This window comes from Luteipulveratus mongoliensis (assembly GCF_001190945.1).
In the GTDB taxonomy this organism is placed as follows: domain Bacteria; phylum Actinomycetota; class Actinomycetes; order Actinomycetales; family Dermatophilaceae; genus Luteipulveratus; species Luteipulveratus mongoliensis.
This window is the reverse complement of the sequence record NZ_CP011112.1, coordinates 2,228,351-2,251,371: the sequence shown is the minus strand read 5'-3', so window position 1 is coordinate 2,251,371 and position 23,021 is coordinate 2,228,351. Positions and strand designations below refer to the sequence as shown.

Below are 23,021 nucleotides of genomic sequence, written 5' to 3'. Positions count from 1 at the left end.
GCGGACCCGAGAAGACCAGGAGCAGCCCGTGCCTCGCTTTGTGCAGATCGCCGACGTCGCCGAGACGTTGAACATCTCTGCCCGGCAGGCCTACAGCCTCGTCAAGAGCGGCGAGCTGCCGGCGATCAAGGTCGGCAACAGCTGGCGGGTCGAGAGCGCCGAGCTCGAGAGCTACATCGAACGGGCCTATGCCCAGACCCGTCGCCAGGTCGAGAACAACGAGCTGGTCGACGACGACGTCGAGGCCTGAGGATCAGGCCCGTCGCAGCACGGCCAGGGCTGCGAAGGTCACGGTGCGCTCACCGGTGATCGAGCCGGGCCGGCGTACGACATCGGCCGGGTGCTCGGCCAGGTCGAAGTAGTCCGCGCCCACCCGGTCGATCGTGCCGCTCGTCGCGCTCCCAGCGACGTCGTGCACCACCACCGGCGCCCGGTCCCGACTCACCGCGCGCAGCGCGACGCTCAGGCCGAAACGTCGACCGAAACCACGGTGCCCGTCCGACTGCTGCGCCAAGCCGACGAGGCTCAGGACAGATGCGGTCGGGACCAGCGCCGTACGCCGACCGGTCTCCTCCAGCAGCAGCCAGTCCTCGCCGAGGTCCTCCAGCACGCCGACGACTGGTCCCGCTGCGGTGACGACCGTGATCGACGAGCCGACCGAGACGGCCGCGCGGTCCGTCCACGCCACCGTGGCGCGCTCTCGTCGGGTGCGGTCAGCGACCTCTGCGATGCGGTCCCGCTGCTCGGCATGACGCAGCTGTCCCTCGAGATCGGCGAACAGGTCCTGCCAGCGCACAGCCGGATCCTATGCGGACGGTCAGCACGACAGAGGTGACGGCAACGGTAGACAAACGTCACTAAACGTCATTACTGTGCAATCAACGTCATCAGGAAACACCATCTGACTGCACTGGGGGATCGATGAGCACTTCACCTGGCCATCTCACGGGTGACCCTTCGACATCGCACCGGTGGCGAGCGGGCCTTCTCGGTCTGCTCGGCGCCGGCGGCCTGCTCGTGCTCGCCCTTGCGGCAGCTCGCGCGCTGCAGGCCCTTCTGCGCGGCCTGGCGACCCGCCCCACGGTGCAGACCAGCGATGCGGTCACCGTGCTCGCGCTCCTCGTCCTGGTGCTCGCGCTGCTGTGGTGTGTCGTGCTGCTCTCCGCCTGCGCCCACGACCTGCTCCGCCCCAGGCGACCGGCGTACTCCGATCCGCTCGCCTGGCGACTGGCTCCCGATCTCGCGCTGCGGGTGTCCGGTCTGCTGCTGGCGGTCACCGCGTTGGGATCCGGAGCGGCGCACGCTCAGCCCGCGCCGGACGCGCCCGCCGCCTCCGTTGTCGTCGCCTCAGCACCGGTCCCGTCCTTCGGCCTCGGCGAGCCGCCTGCGCCCGCGCCCGTCCCGTCCTTCGGCAAGACCGACATGACGCAGCCACCCGGATGCGCTCCCCAAGCGCCCGTCCCCGGCTGGACGCCGGATCGGCCGACGCCGGTCCGCGCCCGTGGCGCCGAGCACGTACATCTGCTCGCTGGTTGTCCCTCGGACAGTGACTCCGACACCGTGGTCGTCCATCGTGGCGACGACCTCTGGTCGCTGGTCGAGCGCCATCTCGGCAGCGACGCGGACCCGGCTCGCATCGCGCAGGATTGGCCGCGGTGGTACGACGCCAACCGCGCCGAGATCGGCGACGACCCCAACCTCCTGCAGATCGGCCTGACCCTGCGGATCCCCGAAGGAGCCGTCCGATGAGTGCTGCCGCCCTGCGCACCTGCCCGCGACCCGTCACCCTCCGCCCGGCGCCTACGCTCGAGCCACCGGCCCTGGACGAGGAGACGGTGCGAGACCTGTACGCCGACGCGCGCCGCGGCGTACGACGTCCCGAGGCGATCCCGGCGTACGTCCAGGGCAGCCTCGCGGTCGACTTCCGTGGCCGCGGTGAGGATCCCGAGTTCGGACCGCAGGCCACCTCCCGTACCGATTTGCCCGACCCGCTCGCCTGGGCCCATCAGGTGCTGCTGGCGGCGCTGGAGTGCAGCGTCGGCGTACGGACTCCGCAGCAGCTCACGCGCTGGATGACGATTGATGTACATGAGCGAGTTGCGAGGCGGCACAAGGTTGCTCAGCGGCGAGGGCGCCGGCCGGTCGACCGCCCTCAGGTACGTCGGGTGCGCGTGACCGAACCCTCTGACGGAGTGGTCGAGGCGTCCGCGCTGGTGCTGCTGGACGGCCGGCTGCGGGCGGTCGCGCTGCGACTCAACGGCGTGGACGGTCGCTGGCTGATGACCGAGCTGGTCATCGGCTGACCGCGTCCGACGAAGCGGGTACGACAAAGGCCGGCAACCCTGACGGGTGCCGGCCTTCGTCGCGTCGGGTCAGCGGCGCTTGGCCTTGGCCTTCTGCTTGTTCTTGCTCGCCGAGCGGGTGGCCGGCGCCGTCGCCGAGGACTTGTCCGCCTTGGCGCGGGCGCGACGCTCGCGCCGAGGCAGACTCGCGTCCTCCTCGAGCACGCGACCGTGCTCGTCGATGTCGTGCTCGTGGGCCAGACCGTCCTCGCCAGGAGCGGTGAGGTGCATCTTGGGCTTGCTCGCGGGAAGCGACGACTCGACCTCGGCCGGGTCGACCTCGACGTTGAAGAAGTACTGGATCGACTCCTCCTTGATCGCGTCGTTCATCGCGTCGAACATCTGGAAGCCCTCGCGCTGATACTCCACCAAGGGGTCACGCTGGGCCATCTGGCGCAGGTGGATGCCCTCCTTGAGGTAGTCCATCTCGTAGAGGTGCTCACGCCACTTGCGGTCCAGGACCGACAGCACGACGCGGCGCTCCACCTCGCGGGACACCCGGTCGCCGAGATCGGTCTCACGGGCGTCGTAGGCGTGCTGGGCGTCCGAGCGCAACTCCTCGGTGAGGATGTCGGCCGTCAGACCGGCGCGACCGCCGACTTCCTGCTCAAGCTCGTCGACCGAGATCGAGACCGGGTACAGCTCGGCCAGGGCCTCCCACAGCTTGTCGAGGTCCCAGTCGTCAGCAAAGCCCACCTCAGCCGCACCGTCGACGTAGGCGTCGACCGTGTCGTTGACGAAGTGCCGCATCTGGGGCTCGAGGTCCTCGCCCTCCAGCACCCGGCGACGCTCGTCGTAGATGACCTCGCGCTGGCGGTTGAGGACGTCGTCATACTTCAGGACGTTCTTGCGGATCTCGAAGTTCTGCGACTCGACCTGGCTCTGCGCGCTCTGGATGGAGCGGCTGACCATCTTGGACTCGATCGGGACCTCGTCCTCGATCTTGGCGGTCTGCATGAACCGGTCGACCATGGCCGCGTTGAACAGCCGCATGAGGTCGTCCTGCAGCGACAGGTAGAAGCGGCTCTCGCCCGGGTCACCCTGACGGCCGGCACGACCGCGCAGCTGGTTGTCGATACGGCGCGACTCGTGCCGCTCGGTGCCCAGGACGTAGAGGCCGCCGACCTCCTGGATCTCGTCGTGCGCCTTGGCCACGGACTTCTCAGCCTTGGCCATCGCCTCGTCCCACTGCGCTTCGTACTCCTCCGGCGTCTCCACCGGGTCCAGGCCCTTGTTCTTCAGTGCTGCGACCGCCATGAACTCGGGGTTGCCACCGAGCATGATGTCGGTGCCTCGACCAGCCATGTTGGTCGAGACAGTGACGGCGCCCTTGCGGCCGGCCTGGGCCACGATCGCGGCCTCACGCTCGTGCTGCTTGGCGTTGAGGACCTCGTGCGGGATGCCCTTGCGCTTGAGCTGCTCGGACAGGCGCTCGCTCTTCTCGACGCTCGTCGTGCCGACCAGGATCGGCTGGCCCTCCTTGTGGCGGGCGACGATGTCCTCGACCACGGCGTGGAACTTGGCTTCCTCGGTCCGGTAGACGAGGTCGGCCTGGTCCTTGCGGATCATCGGCTTGTTGGTGGGGATGCTGACGACGCCCAGCTTGTAGATCTGGTAGAGCTCGGCGGCCTCGGTCTGGGCCGTACCGGTCATGCCGGAGAGCTTGTCGTACATGCGGAAGTAGTTCTGCAGTGTGACGGTGGCGAGCGTCTGGTTCTCGTTCTGGATCTCGACACCCTCCTTCGCCTCGATGGCCTGGTGCATGCCCTCGTTGTAGCGACGGCCCGACAGCATGCGGCCGGTGTGCTCGTCGACGATGAGGATCTCGTCGTTCATCGCGACGTAGTCCTTGTCGCGCTTGAACAGCTCTTTGGCCTTGATCGCGTTGTTGAGGTAGCCGATCAGCGGCGTGTTGTGCGCCTCGTAGAGGTTGTCGATGCCGAGCAGGTCCTCGACCTTCTCGATGCCCGACTCGAGCAGACCGACCGTCTTCTTCTTCTCGTCGACCTCGTAGTCACCCGTGCCGGCGATGACCTTGTTGTCCTTGTCCTTCTTCGCCCGGGTCAGGTGATCGACGATCTTGGCGAACTCGACGTACCACTTGGTCGCCTCGTCCGCGGGACCGCTGATGATCAGGGGCGTACGGGCCTCGTCGATCAGGATCGAGTCGACCTCGTCGACGATCGCGAAGTTGTGACCGCGCTGGACCAGCTCGTCCTTGGACCACGCCATGTTGTCGCGCAGGTAGTCGAAGCCGAACTCGTTGTTGGTGCCGTAGGTGATGTCCTTGCGGTACTCGACCCGACGCTGCTCCGGGGTCATGGCCGACAGGATCACGCCGGTCTCCAGGCCGAGGGCGCGGTGCACGCGACCCATCAGCTCCGACTGGTACTCGGCGAGGTAGTCGTTGGTCGTCACGACGTGGACGCCCTTGCCGGACAACGCGTTGAGGTAGGACGGCAGGGTCGCGACGAGCGTCTTGCCCTCACCGGTCTTCATCTCCGCCACGTTGCCGAGGTGGAGCGCCGCGCCACCCTGGAGCTGGACGTCGAAGTGACGCTTGCCGATGGTGCGGACGCTGGCCTCACGGACGGCGGCGAACGCCTCCGGCAGGAGGTCGTCCAGCGTCTCGCCCTCCTTGAGCCGCTTCCTGAACGAAGCGGTCTCAGCCTTCAGCTCGGCATCAGTGAGCTTTTGGAAGTCCTCCTCGAGGATGTTGACCTGAGCGGCGATGCCCTCCAGCTTCTTGAGCAGCCGGCCCTCGCCAGCACGCAGTACCTTCTCGACGATCTTGGGCACGCAGGACTCCTGGTCAACGTTCTCGGTGGCGACGCGGTCGGCGTACGCCATGACTACCGATGGACTGCCTGTGCACACGCCATGGTGACGCTGCACACAGGACAGACCCATCTAGGGTAGTCGTTCGTTCCAGCGTGTCACGCCAGACCATGGTTCCCGGTCCGCAGGATGCGCTCGAATCAGCGCAACGTCGCGAACGCTCCTGGCCGACCGTCCTGCGCGAACTCCAGCCTGACCGGTGCAACCAGTGCCGCCTTCTCCATGACCGTGAAGGTCCGGACAACGACTCGAGTGCCTGCGCTGTCGATAGGTCCTGAGACCGTGCCAGGACCCACCGGTGTCGCGCCGGGAGGCGCGCTCAGGCTCGGGTTCGTCTGGTCCGCGAGGACCCGGGCCGCAACGATCAGGCGCCACGAGCGCTCGTCGGCACCTGCCGCCACGCCACGGAGCGCGACCTCCGGCTCGTTCGATGCGGACAGGTGCTGACCTTCCCAGTCCACCCCCCAGGCCGCAGCGGACTCGCTGCCCCACACACCTACGCCGCGTGCCGATGCCTCACGTGCAGCTCGACCGCCTGGCATGGCTACGAGCCCACTGTCACGCCGGAAGGTCCAGGCTGTGCCGACCCCGGCCGCAGCTACTGATGACGCCGTGGAACGTATGGAGAGCACGGCCCCTGGAACCGCGAGAACCTGGGATGCCCACGTGGCATTGCCTCGGTCGGGTGCAATGAGTCGAGGCTCCTGGGAACCCTTCGGGTACACGCTCGCAACCAAGGTTCGCGTGCCGTCACGGAAGACGACGTCCTCCGAGGAGGGTCGTCGTTCCGCCGTCCACACGACTGGCGTCCCCTGCTCCGCTGATAGCGAGCGAACACTGAGGATGCCTCTGATCGATCTGACCTGGATGAGCGGCGGCTCGGGGTCGCTCGGCTGAGGGATCAGACGAACCGCGGCGCGCCAACCGTCAACAGTCGTCACCACGCTGGGGGCCGCCGGACGGACTTCCTTGGCTCGGTCGACGTTCAGCGCGAGGCCTGCCGCGACCAGGAGGACTACAGCGACACAGATACCGGACCCGAGGTACGACACCCGGCGACGGCGCTGGCGGCGCTGCCCACCGGACCGGATGCGGTCGAGGTCGATCGCCATGTCAGGGGCGGGCGCCTCGCGGACCAGCGTGGCCAGGTCGGTGTCGTCAGGTGTGAACGGCATGGTCAGGCCTCCTGCATCTGGGTCAGCGCGGCGCGCATCGTGGCAAGGCCGCGCGAGGTCGAGCTCTTCACGGTGCCCAGGCTGATACCCAGGGCGTCGGCGACCTCACGCTCGGAGAGGTCGTCGTAGTGGCGCAGGACAACGATCTGTCGCTCACGCGGTGGGAGGGCGCGCAGCAGCCGCATGAGCAGGTCGCGGTCCTCGGCTCGACCGTGCTCATCGGCACCGGCGACCTCGGGGAGGGTGCCGTCGATCGACAGCGTCTCCTTGCGGCGTCGACGCCATCGGTCGGTGGTGAGGTTCATCAGGACGCGCCGGGTGTACGCCGTCGGGTTGGCGACACTGGCCTTGCCCCACTTCACGTAAACGCGTTCGTACGTCTCCTGGAGCAGCTCCTGAGCCAGGTGCGGGTCCCCACAGGTCAGCCAGGCCAAGCGCAGCAGCCGCGGCGACGACGCCTCCACGAACGCGACGAACGAGTCCTCATCAGCAGGTCGCATCGCACCTCCCCCATCCCATGATCATGACCTCCCGACGCAGCACGAGCGAGATTGGTTGAGCCAGCGGCGCAACTCGCTTGAGCGGACGGGACCTGATTGCTTGGGTGTGCACATGGCCCCCGCGACCTTCCCCGGCGTCGTACCCGTCCTCGCCGATGACGTGGTCCAGCTGCGCGCCCATCACGTGGACGACGTCAGCAGGATCGTGGAGCAGATCAACGACGCCCGTTTCCAGCGTTGGACGAGCGTGCCGCTGCCGTACGACGACTCGCATGCCCTCGCCTTCCTCGAGATCATTCGTGGCGCCTGGGAGGACGGCGACGCCCGCTTCTGGGCGGTCGAGGTCGGCGGTCGGTACGCCGGGACCATCAACTACCGACTCAAGGGCGGCGGTACGGCTGAGGTCGGCTACGGCCTCCACGTGGACTCCCGCGGAGCTGGGGTCATGTCGCACGCGCTGCGCCTCGTGCTCGGCTGGGCCTTCGAGCACGACGGCGTCGAGACGATGGGCTGGCGGGCTGCGGTCGGCAACCTGGCGTCACGACGCGTCGCGTGGGCCAACGGCTTCGCGGTCGAGGGGCTCTGGCGTGGCATGCACGCGATCCCGTCCGGCCATGTGGACGACATGTGGCTCGGCCAGCTCCACAAGGGCGAGCCGCGCACGCCTCGCCACCCATGGTGGGAGCCCGAGGTCCTTGAGTCCGAACACATTCGGATCCGCCCATGGCGAGCGGAAGACGTACCTCCAAGTCACCCGGACAAGGCGTCCGAGCTCTACAACGGCGGCAAGCAGCCCACTCCGGACGGTTTCGAGGAGTGGCGGCAGATCCGCCTCAACCGGATGGCGGACGGCCAAGGCGTCTACTGGTGCATCGCCGACGCACAGACCGACGAATCGCTCGGAGGCATCCAGCTCGCACAGCTGCACATCCCGTTCACCAGGGGCACGGGGGTCGTCGGCTACTGGCTGCACCCCCACGGCCGCGGTCGCGGCGCGATCCAGGATGCGCTCGACCTGGTCATCGAGCACGCCTTCGCACCGCGCACTGATGACGCCGGGCACAGCGGCCTGGGGCTGCACCGGCTGTGGGCAGGCACGGACGAGGGCAACCGCGCCTCCCAACGAGCCCTCCGCCGTGCCGGCTTCCGCCAGGTCTGCACCGAGCGAGCCGCGATCGCGCACGACGACCGCCCGCCGACCGGGGCCATCTCGTTCGAGCTGCTCGACACCGACGACCGGGTCGCTCAGACCATCGAACCCGGCGTCATCCCGGTGCTGGACACCGAGCGGCTCCGCCTCCGCCCATGGACGCCGCAGGACCGGCCCCGCGGCGACCAGGACCTGGACCGCGACTCGCTGCGGTTCATGCCGGCCGGCGCTCAGCCGAGCGCATCGACGTACGACCCCTGGCTCGAGCGCCGTGGCCGGCTGCAGGATCTCGGCGACCTGAGCTGGTGCATCGCCGACCGGAAGACTGGCGAGCCACTGGGTTGCATCCTGCTGTTCGGGCTCAGCGCCGGCACGCCCGGCGACGGCGAGCTGGGCTACTGGCTGTACGCCGACGCGCGCGGCAACGGCTATCTCCAGGAGGCCATCCCGCCCGTTCTCGAGCATGCCTTCACGCCGGTCGAGCTGGACGGCCTCGGTCTACATCGCGTGCACGCCGACACCGATCTGGAAAACGTCGCCTCGCAGAAGTTGTTGGAGGGCAACGGTTTTCACCGTTGGGGCGAGGACCATCAGTCCTACGCCCGTGCCGACGGGTCGCTGTCCGACGGGGCGTACTTCGAGCTGCTCGTGGACGACTGGCGCGCAGAGCACGACGACGCCGATCCGCCTGAGCGCGCCGGCATCACGGTTCCTGTTCTCGACGGCGAAGGTCTAGGACTGCGCCCGTGGCGCGACGGCGACAGCGAGCGGATCGTGGCTGCCTGCACCGATCCGGTGACCCGGCACTGGCTGGCGGACCTGCCAGATCCGTACACCCTGGCGTCGGCACGGGCGTACATCAAGAACATCAACGAGGGCGCGCGGTCAGGTCGGACCCTGTGCTGGTGCATCGCCGACCCGGACACTGATGAGGCCCTCGGCTCCCTGGCGCTGATGGGCATGAGCGGCCTCGACCCCACGGTGGCCGAGATCGGCTACTGGGTCTCGCCGGACGCCCGTGGCAAGGGAGTGGCGACCGAGGCGACCCGTCTCGCGATCATGCACGCGCTGACCCCTGTCGACGCCGGTGGTCTTGGCCTACGACGACTCAGCCTCAACGTCGCCGCGGGCAACGAGGTCTCGGCGCGGGTGCCGCGGCGGTTCGGCTTCACCCAGGTCGGGACAGACCGGCTGGCCGAGCCTCTCGGCGACGGCTCCTACGTCGACCTGCGCCGGTTCGACCTTCTCGCGACCGAGTGGGCGGATCAATCCTGACCCAGTCTCCGCGTCGTTCTGGTCATCCGGCGTCGGCTCCGTCCGCCGGGTCATCGACGAGCTTGTTGCGGACGGCGTACATCGCGGCCTCCATCCGTGACCCCAGTTGGAGCTTGTCGAGAATGCTGCGCATGTGGTTCTTGACGGTGTTCTCGGAGATGTAGAGCTCGTCGGCAACCGTGCGGTTGCTCCACCCGCGAGCGACCAGGGCGAGAACCTCGCGCTCGCGCTCGGTCAGCGACGGCATGGGCGTGGGAACGGCCGCTGACGGTGCAGGCTCGTTGCGGACGAGCTGGGCGAACTCACCGAGCAGGACGGACGCCAAAGACGGCGACAGCAAGGCCTGCCCACTGCGTACGGCCCGGATGCCGTCGGCCAGCTCGTCGGGGCCGACGTCCTTGAGCAGGTAACCGGTGGCGCCGGCCTTGATGGCTGCCACCAGGTCGGCGTCGACGTCCGAGGCCGTCAGCATCAGGATCTGAGAGCTGGGCGAGAGGGTCTTGAGTCGTTGGCAGACCGCGATACCGCTCTCGCCGGGCAGATAGATATCCAGCAGGATCACGTCCGGCTTGAGGTCACGGACGAGGGGCAGCGCATCCTCGGCGCTCTCCGCCTCACCGACCACGGTGATGTCCGGCTCGAGTTCCAGGACGGTGCCGATGCCGCGCCGGTAGATGCCGTAGTCGTCGATCACCACGACGCGGATGTCTTGGGTCACGTTGGGCGCCTCCTTCCACCGGAGCAGGTGAGCCCGCCCCGGTGGAAGGCGTGGCTCAGGCGGACTCAGCCTTGGCTGCTGCTCGGCCCGGGACCGTATCCGGACCGTTCTGTGGGCGTCGCACGGATACCTCGTCGGAAGTGGTGCCAGCGGCGCGCTCGACCTCGAGGTGGATCACACCGTAGGACCAGCCACGCCGACGATAGACGACGCTGGCCTTGCCGGTCTCAGCGTCCTCGTAGAGGTAGAAGTCGTGGCCGACCAGCTCCATCTGGCTCAGGGCCACGTCAACGGTCATCGGCTCGGTGTTGTGCACCTTTTCGCGCAGCTGGACCGGGCAGTCCTCGTCGCCGCCGACCTTGGCGATGTGCTCCGGCAGTGCCGCCTGCGACGCCTCGCCCTCCTCGGCGCTGCCGAGAGCGTGGGTGGGGAGGTCAGCAGTGGCCTGTGCGACGGACTTGGGTTGGTGCCGTCCACGGTGCACGCGACGCTTGTCGTGCTGGCGGCGCAGGCGCTCCAGGATCCGGTTCATGGCCAGGTCCAGCGCAGCGAACTCGTCGTCGGCCGAAGCCTCACCCCTGATCACCGTACGTCTGGCGTAGCAGGTGATCTCGATCCGTTCGGAGGCCTTCGCCTGGCGCGGGTTCGACTCATGCGACAGAACGACTTCACATCGGGTGACCCTCGGGTCGAGCTGAGGGATCTTCGACAGCTTGTCCTCGATGTGGCGGCGGAACCTGTCCGCAATCGTGGCGTGCCGTCCCGTGACAGTGATCTCCATGGACTACCTCCTGGGGATGAACGATTCGAGAGAACAGGGCGGTCAGGCCCCTTCGCTGAACGGCATCACCCCAGTCCACGATGTCTGGTGCTCGTCGGGCACTCCTGGCGCGGAACCGCTCGCGGCTCGACGGACCAGGCGCTGCGCTGAGTGCAGCAGGTGCTCCATCCCGTCACGGTAGACGACCCGGTGCCTGGAGTCCACGGGTAGTCCGCGGACGTCGCTGCGTGGCCGCCAGCACCGCCGCGCAGACGTGCCTCGCACCGGCGGCGTAGAGCGCTCGAGAGGCCTCCGTGAGGGTGGCGCCGCTGGTCAGGACGTCATCGCTCACCAGGCACACCGCCCCTCTCAGAGGTCCCGGATCGCGGACAGCCATCGCGGCATGCAGGTTGTCCCATCGCGCGGCTGCGTCCAGCCCGGACTGGTCTGCGACTCGCCGCACCTGCGTCAAGCAACGATGGAAGGACAGCGTGGACACTCCCGCGACGGCCGCTCTGGTGACCTCAGCCCACGGGTCTCGCCCGCGCTGCCGCCTCGCGCTCCCCGAGGACGGCGCAGGGACCACGAACACTGGCGCCTGCCCCAGGGCCGCACAGGCGTGCGGGTCGCCTGATAGGGCTCCCGCCGCTGCATCGCGCCACCAGGCAGCGAGCAACGGCACCAGATCGGCACGACCAGAGTCCTTGTGCTCCACGATGGCTCGGCGCACCGGGTCCTCGTACGTCGTCATCGCCCAGGTGGGTGGGAATCCGTCCGGGGCGGGCGACGGGCGCGTCGGCCGAGCCGGGCCACGACGACGCCTCGCCACCTCGTCCCGGCAGTCGGCGCACCACCCGTCCCCCGGTGCGTCACAACCTGCGCAGCGTCGCGGCAGCACCAGGTCGAGCAGTGCATGTGCAGCAGTCATGCGCCCATCGGACCAGCGCCGGCCACGATCCGGCAGGTCCGGCACTCGAGCTGTGTGCGAAGCCCGCCTGCGGCCATGGGCTGTGGACTACTGAGGGGCGGGGACCACCAGGTCCTGGCCTGTGGCCACCTTCTTCCAGGCCTCGCCTTGGCGGACCAGGATCGTGTCGCGATTGGTGACGACGCTGACGTTGTCCTGCGAGCGCGTACCTCCGACGACGCGAACGGCGCCGTCGGCGCGCCGCAGCGGTGCCGCGAAACCGTCCAAATTCACCAGGATCGGCCGCTCCTGCGACGGGTCGGACCGAAGCTTGCCGACGACCGCCAGGGTCGTGCTGTTGACCCACGACACGTCGGTGAGGTGGGTGACCGAGTCGTTCACCACCCGCGGCGGAGTCAGGGACTCGACCTCACCCTGCGGATCCCGCTGAATCGCACTGATGAGCAAGGAGGTTCGGCCGCCGTTGCGCTCGCGGACCACGAGCGCGACACGCTGTCCCTCCGCAGAGACCTCAAGGGCGAGCACGTCGCGGCCGGCCAGCCAGGGGGCGTCGATCGCCTTGGGTTGCGCCTGCTCGACGGGATCGCCGGTGTCGATGACCCACACCGTTGCCGGCCCCGCAGCATCAGGCTTGCCGGTCGTCGGAGTGGGGCCCGCAGTCGCCAGGGCTCGGCCCGCCAGCCATAGGCTCCCGTCACCGTCGTACGAGGGCCGCACCAGGCCGGTCGCGAAGGCCGGCCGATCGTACCGATGGCCCCCGACCCAGCGAGAGATCGTGCGCAGGTCACCCGAGACGGCAGCCAGCTCACGCGCCTGGCTGTCGGCGGCCAGCAGCGTCCAGTTGCGGGTGATGGCAGGCAGACTCGGCAGCGTCTCTTCCTCGGGGCGCAGCTTGGTGTTGTGGTCGTTCTCACTGCCGAGGGTGTCTGTCTCCCACTGCAGCTGCTCGCCGTCGCGCAGGATCGCCGGGCCGTCGTTGGAGACGATCGCCTGGTAGCCCAGGTCTCCCGCAGAGGCCGGCTGTGGCGGGAACTGCGGCACCTGAAGGGGTGCGCCACCGACCGTGACCTCGACCTTTTGCACCTTCGGTCCCAGGCTGAGGGTCTGCAGCATGCACGCCCACAGCAGCACTCGGTCTGCCGGTGACGCGTCACGGATCTCGGGCGGGAGCTCGACCTGGGCGGTGCCGTCGTCCGACACCGGCACCGACTGCACCGGAAGGTCGATCCCTGCAGGCATCTGGTGCCGCACCGCGGGCGACAACCATGCCGGCGGTGGCGTCAGCACCGCCTTGGCCATCGCGGTGACACTGGCCGGCTCGGACAGCCATCGTGTGTCGGGCACCAGGACCTTCTTCTGACCGATCGCGCCGTAGAAGATCTGACGCGGGGTGTAGAGCCGCGTGAAGTCGTCCTTGGCCAGCCACAACCCGAGGGTGGGCGGCACCTGAGCGACCCGCCAGTCCTCGCCGACCTTCGCCATCGGCAGGGCGACACTCATTGACTTGGGCTCCGGCAGCTCCGAGAGGTGTCCGTCGGAGCTGACCTGCGCGATCGCGACCGCTGAGACCGTCACGACGTTGCCCTTGCGGGTGATCGTGAGGTTATGGTCCCGCAGCACCACGATCGACTGGTCGGGCCCCCAGCGCTGCTGAGCGGCCGGCGCCATGAAGTCCTTGGCTGTCGCGAAGGCGTCGTCGGTGCCGATGTGCGCCTTGATGAAGCCCGCCGCCACCTGCTCGCGAGTCGCACCCGACTGGGGCGGCAGTGGGTCGATCGAGACGCGGTTGACCTCCTTGCCGGAATCGGTGCCGACCGCGAGCCGCGGCTGCACCGCGCTCTGCTTGGGGATCCCGCCACAGGCGCTGAGCGCCAGGAGACAGCACACCGTCAGGACCGCGACCAGCACGCGCCTCATCGGTCCACCCGGTCCGTAGCAGCAGGAATCACCAACGTGCTCGGGTCCGCGGTCGCCGTGGGCGCCACATCGACCAGGCGCGTCGGCGAGCGCTTGATGGCGTCACCCGGCCGCAACGGCAGAGTGAGACGGAAGCACGAGCCTTCACCCGGCTCTCCCCAGGCCTGCAGCCAACCCTGGTGCAGACGGGCGTCCTCCAACGAGATCGACAGCCCTAGTCCGGTGCCGCCCGTCGTCCGCGCGCGGGCCGGATCCGATCGCCAGAACCTGTTGAAGACCATCGAGGCCTCCCCCGGTTTGAGACCGACGCCGTGGTCGCGTACGGACACGGCAACCGCGGTGTCGTTGGCCCCCACCGTGATGTCGATCGGACGCTGCTCGGCATGCTCGATGGCGTTGCTCACGAGGTTGCGGATCACTCGCTCGACACGGCGTTGGTCCATGTCCGCACGGCAGGGCGCAGGAGCCTCGACCATGACCACGGTGCCGGCGCGTGAGGCGAGGGTCGCCGTGGAGTCGATGACCCGGCGTACGACATCGCGCAGGTCAGCCTGCTCCAGCTCGAGGGAGGCTGCACCGGCGTCGAACCGGCTGATCTCCAGAAGGTCGGCCAGCAGCGACTCGAAGCGGTCCAGCTCGCGCAGCAGCAGCTCGGCCGACCGGGACACCGGCGCGCTGAAGTCGCTGCGGCTCTGATGGATCAGGTCGGCCGCCATCCGGATCGTGGTCAACGGGGTGCGCAGTTCGTGCGAGACGTCGGAGGTGAAACGCTGCTGCACCTCAGACAGGTCCTCGAGCTGACGGATCTGACGCTGCAGGTTGTCGGCCATGGCGTTGAACGATGTCGCGAGCCGGGCCAGGTCGTCCTCTCCCTGAGCCACCATGCGCTCGTTGAGCGCGCCTTCACTCAGCCGCTCGGCCACGTGCCGGGCCGAGCGGACCGGTGTGACCACCATGCGCGTCACCATGTAGGCGAGCGCGGCGAGCAGGAGGACCAGTCCGAGACCACCCAGGATGAACGCGTTCTTGATGAGCGCGAGCGTGCGAGTCTCCGTCTGCATCGGATAGATGATGTAGAGGTCGTAGTTGCCGGCCTGCTGCAGGCGGAGCTGAGAGCCGATGACGACCGCTGGGATGTTGGTCGGCGACCCTTCGTCCTGCCCACTGACGCGGATCGTCATCGCCTGCTGGTGCTCAGGATCAGCATCCAGCGCGTCGCGGATCGACTCCGGGATCCAGCTCTCCTGGACGTAGGGCGGTGTGAACATCGCGGGCAAGGCGTCGTTGGTCTCGCCCGGCGTCTTCGCTAGCGTGAGAATGGCTAGACGTGACCGGTCCTCGCCTGGCGCCGCCGTCTGGTCGACGATGTCCTGGCCGAGCTGCTGCATCGTGCTCGGGTCGACCCTGATGGTGCTGGCGATCTTCCGCTCGGCATCGGTGCGGCGCTGCGCAGCGTCCTGCTCCGACGAACGCATCTTGGCGGCCACAAGGCCGTCGGCGATGCGCTGGTACATGAACGACCCGAGCGCGAACGACGTCAGCGCCCCCAGCAGCACGGTGGTCGTCATGACCCGTAGCAGCAGTGATCGCCGCCACGGCCGTAGCCAGCGGCGCAGCACGCGCCGCCCGCGCCAGCCGCTGTGCATCAGCAGCAGCCGGAGGCGCTCGTCCCACGTCGGTTCGCCCGCCCGAGGGGTCGATCCACCGGCGGCCGGACTGGTCCCGTCGGTGACACCGCTGCTGGACATGGGCCTAGCTCGATCCCGCCTTGTAGCCGACCCCACGCACGGTCAGCACGATCTCCGGACGCTCCGGGTCCCGCTCGATCTTGGAACGCAGCCGCTGGACGTGCACGTTGACCAGTCGGGTGTCGCCGGCGTGGCGGTAGCCCCAGACCTGCTCCAGCAGGACCTCACGGGTGAACACCTGCCACGGCTTGCGTGCAAGAGCGACGAGCAGGTCGAACTCCAGCGGTGTCAGCGAGATCAGCTCGTCGGCACGCTTGACGGTGTGTCCTGCGACATCGATCGTCAGGTCACCGATCTGCAGGCGCTCCGGCTCCGGCTCATCGCCCCGGCGTAGCCGGGCTCGCACGCGGGCGACCAGCTCCTGGGGCTTGAACGGCTTGTTGACGTAGTCGTCCGCTCCGGACTCCAGGCCGACGACCACGTCGACGGTGTCGGTGCGAGCGGTGAGCATGATGATCGGGACACCGGACTCGGCGCGGATCCGCCGGCACACCTCGATGCCGTCCAGCCCGGGAAGCATGACGTCGAGCAGCACGACATCGGGTTTGCTGTCGCGGAAGGCTTGTACGGCGGTGCCCCCCTCGGCGCAATGGGTCACCTCGAGACCCTCGCTGTGCAAGATGATGCCGAGCATCTCAGCGAGAGCGGGATCGTCATCGACGACGAGTATGCGGCCCTTCACCGTGTGGGTGTCCTTCCGTTGTGGCTCCCCCGGGCTCGCCGAACAGCGCCCCGGGACGCGGCCACATTTTCACACAGAGTTCTCCAAGTACGCCGTGACACACGCGTACGCCGCCCGCTCAGGTGAGCGGACGGCGTACGGCAGAGGTCTCGATACGGGTTCTGGGTCTCGATACGGCTCGTTCCTCGCCCTACTCGACCCCTCGCCCTACTCGACCGGCGGATCGGTCAGTAGCGGTAGTGCTCCGGCTTGTAGGGGCCGGCGACGTCGACACCGAGGTACTCGGCCTGCGCCTTGGACAGCTCGGTGAGCTCGACACCCAGCGCCGCCAGGTGCAGACGGGCGACCTTCTCGTCCAGGTGCTTGGGCAGGACGTAGACGTCGTTCTTGTACTCGCCCGGCTTGGTGAAGATCTCGATCTGCGCGATCGTCTGGTTGGCGAACGAGTTCGACATCACGAAGCTCGGGTGGCCCGTGGCGTTGCCGAGGTTCATGAGGCGACCCTCGGACAGCACGATGATGGAGTTGCCACCCTCGAAGGTCCACTCGTGCACCTGCGGCTTGATCTCGACCTTCTTGACGCCCGGGATCTTGGCCAGGCCGGCCATGTCGATCTCGTTGTCGAAGTGACCGATGTTGGACACGATCGCCTTGTTCTTCATCTTCGACATGTGGTCGGCGGTGATCACGTCGTAGCAGCCGGTCGTCGTGACGTAGATGTCGGCAATGTCCAGCACGTCATCGAGCTTGGCGACCTGGAAGCCCTCCATCGCGGCCTGCAGCGCACAGATCGGGTCGACCTCGGTGACGATGACGCGCGCACCCTGACCGGCCAGCGCGGAGGCAACACCCTTGCCCACGTCGCCGAAGCCGGCCACGACGGCAACCTTGCCGCCGATGAGGACGTCGGTCGCACGGTTGAGGCCGTCGATGACGCTGTGGCGGCAGCCGTACTTGTTGTCGAACTTGGACTTGGTGACCGAGTCGTTGACATTGATCGCCGGGAACAGCAGCTCGCCGGCCTTGGCCAGCTCGTAGAGCCGGTGCACACCGGTGGTGGTCTCCTCGGTGACACCCTTGATGCCCTCAGAGATCTTGGTCCACTTCTTCGGGTCCTCGGCCAGAGTCTTGCGGACCAGGTCCTTGAACACGGAGAACTCCTCGGAGTCCGCGTCGGTCGTGGGGGGCACCTGACCGGCGGCCTCCCACTCGCGGCCCTTGTGGACCAGCATCGTGGCGTCGCCGCCGTCGTCGAGGATCATGTTGGGACCCTCGCCATTGGGCCAGGTGAGGATCTCGTTGGTGCACTCCCAGTACTCCGGCAGCGACTCGCCCTTCCAGGCGAAGACCGGGACGCCCTTGGGGTCCTCGGGAGTGCCGTCGGGGCCGACAACTGCGGCGGCCGCGGCCTCGTCCTGGGTGGAGTAGATGTTGCAGGAGGCCCAGCGGACCTCGGCACCGAGCGCCGTCAGCGTCTCGATGAGCACGCCGGTCTGCACGGTCATGTGCAGCGAGCCGGCGATCTTGGCGCCCTTGAGCGGCTGGCTGTCGCCGAACTCCTCGCGCAGGGACATCAGGCCGGGCATCTCGTGCTCGGCCAGGCGGAACTGGTGGCGGCCGGCCTCGGCGAGGCTCAGATCGCGAACCTTGTGGTCAAACGACATGGTGGAAGAACTCCCTGTCTTGGTTTCGGACTCGGCGCGCCCCTCTGGGAACTCGCGGGTCATCACCCACGCCGGCACGGGCCAGTGTAGAGGCCCGAGCTCACTGCTGGGTCTGGACTCCGACGGCACCGACGTCGTGCAGGTGGTGGTTGAGGTCGTGCAAGCCGTACTGCGCGAGGGTCAGCACGGTGAAGTGCGACCCGCCGGACCGTACGCCGGTGCGCGCCCACTGCTCCCCCGTCACCTCTCCGTACGCCCGGGCATAGGCCGCTGCAGCCTCGGCGAGCTCGGTCGACACGGCCGCCGGATCCTGCTCGGCGTAGTTGCTCTCGGCCGCCGTTACGTCCTGATCCCAGTTGGCGAACGCCGGGTCGTCCTCCTCCAGCATCTGCTGGGTCCGCTGAGCGAACAGCACGCACACGTCGCGGACGTGGCAGCCGTACTCCAGGTCCGACCAGACCCCAGGCGTACGACGGTCACGCGCGTCTGCGCGCTCCAGCACCTCGGTCCAGGGCTGCGCGGCCTGCAGGACGAGAATGCCCACCTGATCAGCGGTCACCGCGCCTGCGTCGAATCCGCAGTCGGGACAAGGACGTTCGAGGGTCCAGGTCCAGTCCTTGGTGTCCGGAACGATCTCCTGAGTCACGTCAGCCTCCTGCGTCTGTGTGAGGTTTGCTCAGACGCGATGGTAGGTCCGGGCACGCCCGTGCCGGATGTCGCCTCGGTACATGCGGTCGCGCAGCTCGGACATGTACAGGTTGCCGCCGAGGACGCCCTCGAGGATCACGTAGAGCGGCGTGGGCTCATCGAGGCTTTTGCCGACACTCCCGATGTTGAACAGCAGCAGCCACCTTGAACGCCTCAGTGGGCGGCGCCCTCGGCCACCTTGCTGTTGCGGCGCGGGATGACGTGCAGGGCGGCGACGATGACCGCGCCCACGACCAGTCCGACGAGGGCCGAGCCTAGCGTGTTGGTCAGCCAGCCGAGGACGCTGCCGAGCGCACCGGTGGCGTCGTGCACCGACTCCTCGAGGTGGTGGACCTGCGCGTAGGGCCAGTGCCAGCCGACGTCGTCCAGCCCGATCAGCAGGATGTGGCCGCCGACCCAGAGCATCGCGGCGATCCCGACGGTCGAGAGCACGCTGAGCACCTTGGGCATGCCGTGCACCAGCGTGCTGCCGAGGCGCTGTGCGCCACGGCCGGGCTTCTGCGTCAGGTGCAGGCCGACGTCGTCCATCTTCACGATCAGAGCGACCACGCCGTAGACGAGCACGGTGATCAGGAGGGCGACGACGATCAGGATGGCCAGGCGCGAGAGGAACGGCTCGTCCTCGACCTCCTTGAGCGAGATGACCATGATCTCGGCCGACAGGATGAAGTCGGTGCGGATCGCCCCGCCGGTGATCTCGGCCTCGCTCTTGTCCGCGTTGCTCTCCTCCTCGTGCCCGCCGCGCAGCGCCTCCCAGAGCTTTTCGGCACCCTCGTAGCTGAGGTACGCACCGCCGACCATCAGCACCGGCATCAGCAGCCACGGAAGGAACTGCGACAGCAGCATGATCGCCGGCAGGATGAACAGCAGCTTGTTGCGGATCGAGCCCTTGGCGATCTTCTTGATGATCGGCAGCTCACGCTTGGGGTCCAGGCCCTGCACGTAGCGCGGTGTGACCGCGGTGTCGTCGACGACGACACCGGTGGCCTTCACACTCGCCCGGGCCGCAGCGGCGCCGACGTCGTCGATCGATGCGGCAGCAGCTCGTGCGAGCGCCGCGACATCGTCCAGAAGAGCAACCAGTCCGCCAGCCATGGCGCACATCGTATGGGCACCGAGCGACCGTCAGACGACGCCACCGACCGGCGGACCGTCAGTCGTGGTGCTCAGTCCTGGCCGGGTACGTCCAGCCCGAGCAGGGCGTTCTCCAGCACCTCGGCCAGTGCCGGGTGGATCCAGTACTGTCCACGCGCCATCTCGCGGACCCCGAGTCCGAATGACAGCGCCTGGATGGCCGGCTGGATGACAGTCGACGCCTGCGGCCCCATGATGTGCGCGCCCAGCAGCGCGCCGGTCGTTCGATCCGCGACCAGCTTGCAGACACCTGTCGTGTCCTCCATCGCCCAGCCGTACGCGACATCACCGAAGGCCTGCGTCTTGGTGGTCACGTCGTGGCCCGCGTCGCGCGCCTGCTGCTCGGTGAGACCGACCGACGCGACCTGGGGATGGGTGAACACCGCAGCGGGCACGAACCGGTGATCGTTGGCGCGCAGGTTGTCGGGGTGTACGAGGTTGTGCGCCACGGTGCGCGCCTCATGGTTGGCGACGTGCTTGAGCTGGTACGGCGACGAGATGTCTCCCAGCGACCAGACTCCGGCAGCCGTCGTACGACCGAACTCGTCGACCTTGATGCGACCGTCGGAATGCGTTACAATGCCTGCCTTTTCGACCCCGAGGTGCTGCGTGTTGGGTGTGCGACCGGTGGCGACCAGCAGGATGTCGCCCTCGACGGTCGTGCCGTCGGCGAGCGAGAGCGTGACACCGGCGTCGTCGCCCTTGACGGTCTCGACGGTGGCGGACAGGTGGACCTCCCACTGCTTCTGGGCGATCTCGGTGAAGCGCTGGGAGATCTCGGCGTCCTCGGCTCGCAGCAGCGCAGGCCCGCGGGTCACGATGCGGACGTCGACGCCGAGCGCCGAGAAGACATGGGCGAACTCGGCGCTGATGAAGCCACCTCCGACGATGACCATCGAGGCGGGCAGCTCATCGATCCGCATGATCGTGTCGCTGGTGTGGAACGGCACACCCGATGCCTGGACGACCTCCGGGACGTTGGCGTGCCCGCCGGCGGCCACGACGATCTGGTCGGCCGTGACCTCCTGCTTCGTGCCGTCGACATCGACCTCCAGGGAGAGCGGCCCGGTGAAGGTCGCGTGCCCGAGGTGGGCCGTCGTGTTGGGTCCGTTGACGCGGTAGTCCTTGCCGCCCTCGGCGATCGGGTCGATCCGTCCGAAGACGCGGTCGCGGATGTCGGGCCAGCGCACGCCGTCGAGCGTGGCGTCGATGCCGTAGCGCGCGGAGTCGCGCACATGGTCGGCGACATCAGCGGCGTACACGAACATCTTGGTCGGGATGCACCCGACGTTGAGGCAGGTGCCGCCGAACAGACCCTCCTCGATGACCGCGACACGCTTGCCGTCGAAGTCGGGAGTCACCAGGGAGTTGCCGGAGCCGGTGCCGATGATGGCGAGGTCGAAGTGCGTCACGGTGTCAGCGTAAGTGGGCCCTACCGCGACTCGGCGATCTGCCCTCGGACGGAGTACAGCTCGGGGAAGAACGTCAGCTCCAGGGCCTTGCGCAGGAACGGCACACCGCTGCTGCCGCCGGTGCCTCGGGCCGACCCGATGATGCGCTCCACGGTCTTGAGGTGACGGAACCGCCAGAACTGGAAGTTGTCCTCGAGGTCGACCAGCTCTTCGCACGCCTCGTAGATGTCCCAGCGCTCCTCGGGATCCTCGTAGACCGCCCGGATCGCTTGCACGAGAGCGGGATTCGCCTGGTGCGGCTTCGACCAATCACGGTCCAGGAGCTCGGCCGGGACCGGGAGACCGCGCCGCGCGAGGAGCGCGATGAACTCGTCGTACAGGCTCGGTTCGTGGAGCAGCTGGGTGAGCATCTCCTGCGCGACGGGGTCGTGGTCGAAGACCGGGACCATGTCGGCGTTCTTGTTGCCGAGCAGGAACTCCACGGCGCGGTACTGGTAGGACTGGAAGCCTGACGAGGTCGCCAGGAAGTCGCGGAACTGCGCGTACTCACTCGGTGTCAGGGTCGCCAGCACCGACCACTGCTCTGTGAGTGTGGACTGGATGTGCTTGACCCGGGCCAGCCGCTTCAGCGATGCCGCGAGCTGGTCGCCACGCAGCAGGTCGCGCGCCGAACGCAGCTCGTGCAGGACGAGCTTGAACCACAGCTCGCTGGTCTGGTGCTGCACGATGAACAGCAGCTCGTCGTGCTGCGGCGGTTGAGCGAGCGGGTGCTGCGCCGACAGCAGGCGGTCCAGGTCGAGGTAGTCGCCGTAGGACATCGCCTGGCGGAAGTCCCGCTCGACACCACCTTCGAGATCGCGCTGGGCGGGACGGGCGCCATCGGTCACGGCTTCCAGCCCTTGGTGCGGTCACGCAGCTCAGCGACGTGCGGCGAGACCGATGGGTCCAGGCCGAGGCCGAGGGCGAGGTAGGTCGAGACGTAGTCGGTGAACGACAGCATTCCGGCCAGACGTACGACGGCCGGTCCGGCCTCGGCAACGGTCTCGACGACGGTGACCCCGGCCTCACGGGCGGTCTCGAGCAGCGCGTCGGTCAGAGCCTGCGCCTCGTCGGTCTGCTGGCTCGGCTGCTCGGGCGGCGCGTCCTGCAGCATGAGCAGGCCGAGCGAAGGCTGGGCGGGTGCGTCCAGGAACGGGTCGGCGAACACGTCGACACCGCCGTTCATGGATCCGCGACCGCCACCTGCGGTGAACGGACCGTCGAAGCACGCCACCACCTGCGATGCGGCATCCGGCAGCTCACCCCAGGTGGCCGGCATCCGTGCCGTCCGGGTCAGCATGGACGCCGCCCGCAGGGCCGCGACACCTGTCAACGCGTTGTCGCCGAGCGCCATCGGCACCGTGTCACCCAGCTGTACGGCGGCCAGCTTGGCCGGATTGACGAAGGACTCCGAGGACGGACGGCACGACTCGGCCTGCACGTCGAGCCGGGCTGCGAGCTCAGGGAGCACGGACGCAGGTGCGTCGATCAGTCCGAGACTGTCGCCCGCCATCAGCACCGGCGTCAGCAATGACCACAACGACGTACGGCTCGAGGTCCGGTCGCGTCCGACGCCGATGTGCACGCCGCGATGCTGCTTGCACACGTCGGCCAGTGGCGAGTCCTCGGCACCCACCGTGAGCAGGGCCGCGCCACGACGGGCTGCCTCGGCCGCGAGCGCCAGCGGACCCTCAGCGCGTCCCGAGAGCGACACCGCGATGACCAGGTCCAGCGGACCCACCCATCCGGGGAGAGGCAGGTTGCGGCGTACGGTCACGGGCACCGGTGACCCGGGCTCGGCGAGCAGGTCGAGCACATCGGCCACGACCGACGAACCACCGAGCGCCGCGACCAGCACCGACCGGGGACGCTCGCCGTAGGCCACCCGCTCGACACCGGCCTCCTGCGACAGGGTGACCGCCTCGCGCACCTGGGCTCCGGCTGTCGCGAGCGCCCGCAGCGTGTCCTGGGAGTCCACGCGGCTGAGGCGCTCGACGTCGTCGAGTGCGGACTCCTCGATGTAGGGCATCG

General features: G+C 68.3%; 20 protein-coding genes. 4 read left to right on the top strand and 16 right to left on the bottom strand.

Annotation, left to right across the window (positions count from 1 at the left end; all coding sequences use genetic code 11):
- Positions 1-28 precede the first annotated feature (28 nt).
- Positions 29-250, top strand: coding sequence for a helix-turn-helix domain-containing protein (locus VV02_RS10765; RefSeq protein ID WP_052591558.1), 222 nt, complete (start codon positions 29-31; stop codon positions 248-250).
- Positions 251-253: 3 nt separating this feature from the next.
- Here the strand turns inward: VV02_RS10765 and VV02_RS10760 are convergent, their stop codons facing one another.
- A complete protein-coding gene (locus VV02_RS10760; protein WP_052591557.1) occupies positions 254-796 on the bottom strand; it encodes a hypothetical protein in 543 nt (180 codons plus the stop codon).
- A 125-nt stretch (positions 797-921) separates the two neighbouring features.
- Between VV02_RS10760 and VV02_RS10755 the strand changes: the two genes are divergently transcribed.
- Both VV02_RS10755 and VV02_RS10750 read left to right on the top strand, forming a co-directional pair.
- Entirely contained in the window at positions 922-1,749 is an 828-nt protein-coding gene (locus tag VV02_RS10755; RefSeq protein WP_052591556.1) for a LysM peptidoglycan-binding domain-containing protein, read from the top strand.
- Entirely contained in the window at positions 1,746-2,303 is a 558-nt protein-coding gene (locus VV02_RS10750) for an Rv3235 family protein (protein ID WP_052591555.1), read from the top strand. The genes VV02_RS10755 and VV02_RS10750 overlap by 4 nt, the downstream gene beginning before the upstream one ends.
- 69 nt (positions 2,304-2,372) lie before the next feature.
- On the opposite strand, the gene secA is transcribed toward VV02_RS10750, so the two are convergent.
- The 3 genes from secA to VV02_RS10735 form a co-directional block, all read right to left on the bottom strand.
- Entirely contained in the window at positions 2,373-5,141 is a 2,769-nt protein-coding gene (gene secA, locus VV02_RS10745) for a preprotein translocase subunit SecA (protein ID WP_052596831.1), read from the bottom strand.
- A 179-nt stretch (positions 5,142-5,320) separates the two neighbouring features.
- The gene (locus tag VV02_RS10740) at positions 5,321-6,355 is read right to left on the bottom strand and encodes a hypothetical protein (protein ID WP_052591554.1); all 1,035 of its coding nucleotides are present in this window, start codon (positions 6,353-6,355) and stop codon (positions 5,321-5,323) included.
- A gap of 2 nt (positions 6,356-6,357) precedes the next feature.
- Positions 6,358-6,855 carry a SigE family RNA polymerase sigma factor gene (locus VV02_RS10735; RefSeq protein ID WP_052591553.1) on the bottom strand — a complete coding sequence of 166 codons (498 nt, stop codon included), beginning with the start codon at positions 6,853-6,855 and terminating at the stop codon, positions 6,358-6,360.
- 112 nt (positions 6,856-6,967) lie between these two features.
- Here VV02_RS10735 and VV02_RS10730 point away from each other — a divergent pair, with 112 nt between their 5' ends.
- Entirely contained in the window at positions 6,968-9,280 is a 2,313-nt protein-coding gene (locus VV02_RS10730; protein ID WP_052591552.1) for a GNAT family N-acetyltransferase, read from the top strand.
- Positions 9,281-9,302: 22 nt separating this feature from the next.
- Here the strand turns inward: VV02_RS10730 and VV02_RS10725 are convergent, their stop codons facing one another.
- From VV02_RS10725 to VV02_RS10670, 12 genes are all read right to left on the bottom strand, one after another.
- Positions 9,303-9,998 (bottom strand): response regulator, encoded by a 696-nt coding sequence (locus tag VV02_RS10725; protein WP_245633049.1) that lies wholly within the window; start codon positions 9,996-9,998, stop codon positions 9,303-9,305.
- 55 nt (positions 9,999-10,053) lie between these two features.
- Positions 10,054-10,779: a ribosome hibernation-promoting factor, HPF/YfiA family gene (gene hpf, locus VV02_RS10720; protein ID WP_083450071.1), complete on the bottom strand. Its 726-nt coding sequence runs from the start codon at positions 10,777-10,779 to the stop codon at positions 10,054-10,056.
- A 172-nt stretch (positions 10,780-10,951) separates the two neighbouring features.
- Positions 10,952-11,686, bottom strand: a complete 735-nt coding sequence (locus VV02_RS10715; protein WP_157063361.1) for a ComF family protein — start codon at positions 11,684-11,686, stop codon at positions 10,952-10,954.
- An 87-nt stretch (positions 11,687-11,773) separates the two neighbouring features.
- Complete coding sequence (locus VV02_RS10710) at positions 11,774-13,603, bottom strand: LpqB family beta-propeller domain-containing protein (protein ID WP_157063360.1); 1,830 nt, start codon at positions 13,601-13,603, stop codon at positions 11,774-11,776.
- On the bottom strand, positions 13,600-15,351 hold the full coding sequence (mtrB, locus tag VV02_RS10705) for an MtrAB system histidine kinase MtrB (protein WP_245633048.1): 1,752 nt from the start codon (positions 15,349-15,351) through the stop codon (positions 13,600-13,602). Before mtrB ends, VV02_RS10710 begins: the two co-directional genes overlap by 4 nt.
- Before the next feature lie 4 nt (positions 15,352-15,355).
- On the bottom strand, positions 15,356-16,033 hold the full coding sequence (gene mtrA / locus VV02_RS10700) for an MtrAB system response regulator MtrA (protein WP_052591548.1): 678 nt from the start codon (positions 16,031-16,033) through the stop codon (positions 15,356-15,358).
- 227 nt (positions 16,034-16,260) lie between these two features.
- On the bottom strand, positions 16,261-17,697 hold the full coding sequence (gene ahcY / locus VV02_RS10695) for an adenosylhomocysteinase (RefSeq protein WP_052591547.1): 1,437 nt from the start codon (positions 17,695-17,697) through the stop codon (positions 16,261-16,263).
- Between the two features lie 100 nt (positions 17,698-17,797).
- On the bottom strand, positions 17,798-18,343 hold the full coding sequence (locus VV02_RS10690) for a DinB family protein (protein ID WP_052591546.1): 546 nt from the start codon (positions 18,341-18,343) through the stop codon (positions 17,798-17,800).
- A gap of 215 nt (positions 18,344-18,558) precedes the next feature.
- On the bottom strand, positions 18,559-19,500 hold the full coding sequence (locus VV02_RS10685; RefSeq protein WP_052591545.1) for a DUF808 domain-containing protein: 942 nt from the start codon (positions 19,498-19,500) through the stop codon (positions 18,559-18,561).
- A gap of 71 nt (positions 19,501-19,571) precedes the next feature.
- A complete protein-coding gene (gene mtr / locus VV02_RS10680) occupies positions 19,572-20,951 on the bottom strand; it encodes a mycothione reductase (protein WP_052591544.1) in 1,380 nt (459 codons plus the stop codon).
- 20 nt (positions 20,952-20,971) lie between these two features.
- Positions 20,972-21,838, bottom strand: a complete 867-nt coding sequence (gene kynA / locus VV02_RS10675) for a tryptophan 2,3-dioxygenase (protein WP_052591543.1) — start codon at positions 21,836-21,838, stop codon at positions 20,972-20,974.
- Entirely contained in the window at positions 21,835-23,019 is a 1,185-nt protein-coding gene (locus VV02_RS10670) for an SIS domain-containing protein (protein ID WP_052591542.1), read from the bottom strand. The genes kynA and VV02_RS10670 overlap by 4 nt, the downstream gene beginning before the upstream one ends.
- Between the last annotated feature and the right edge of the window lie 2 nt (positions 23,020-23,021).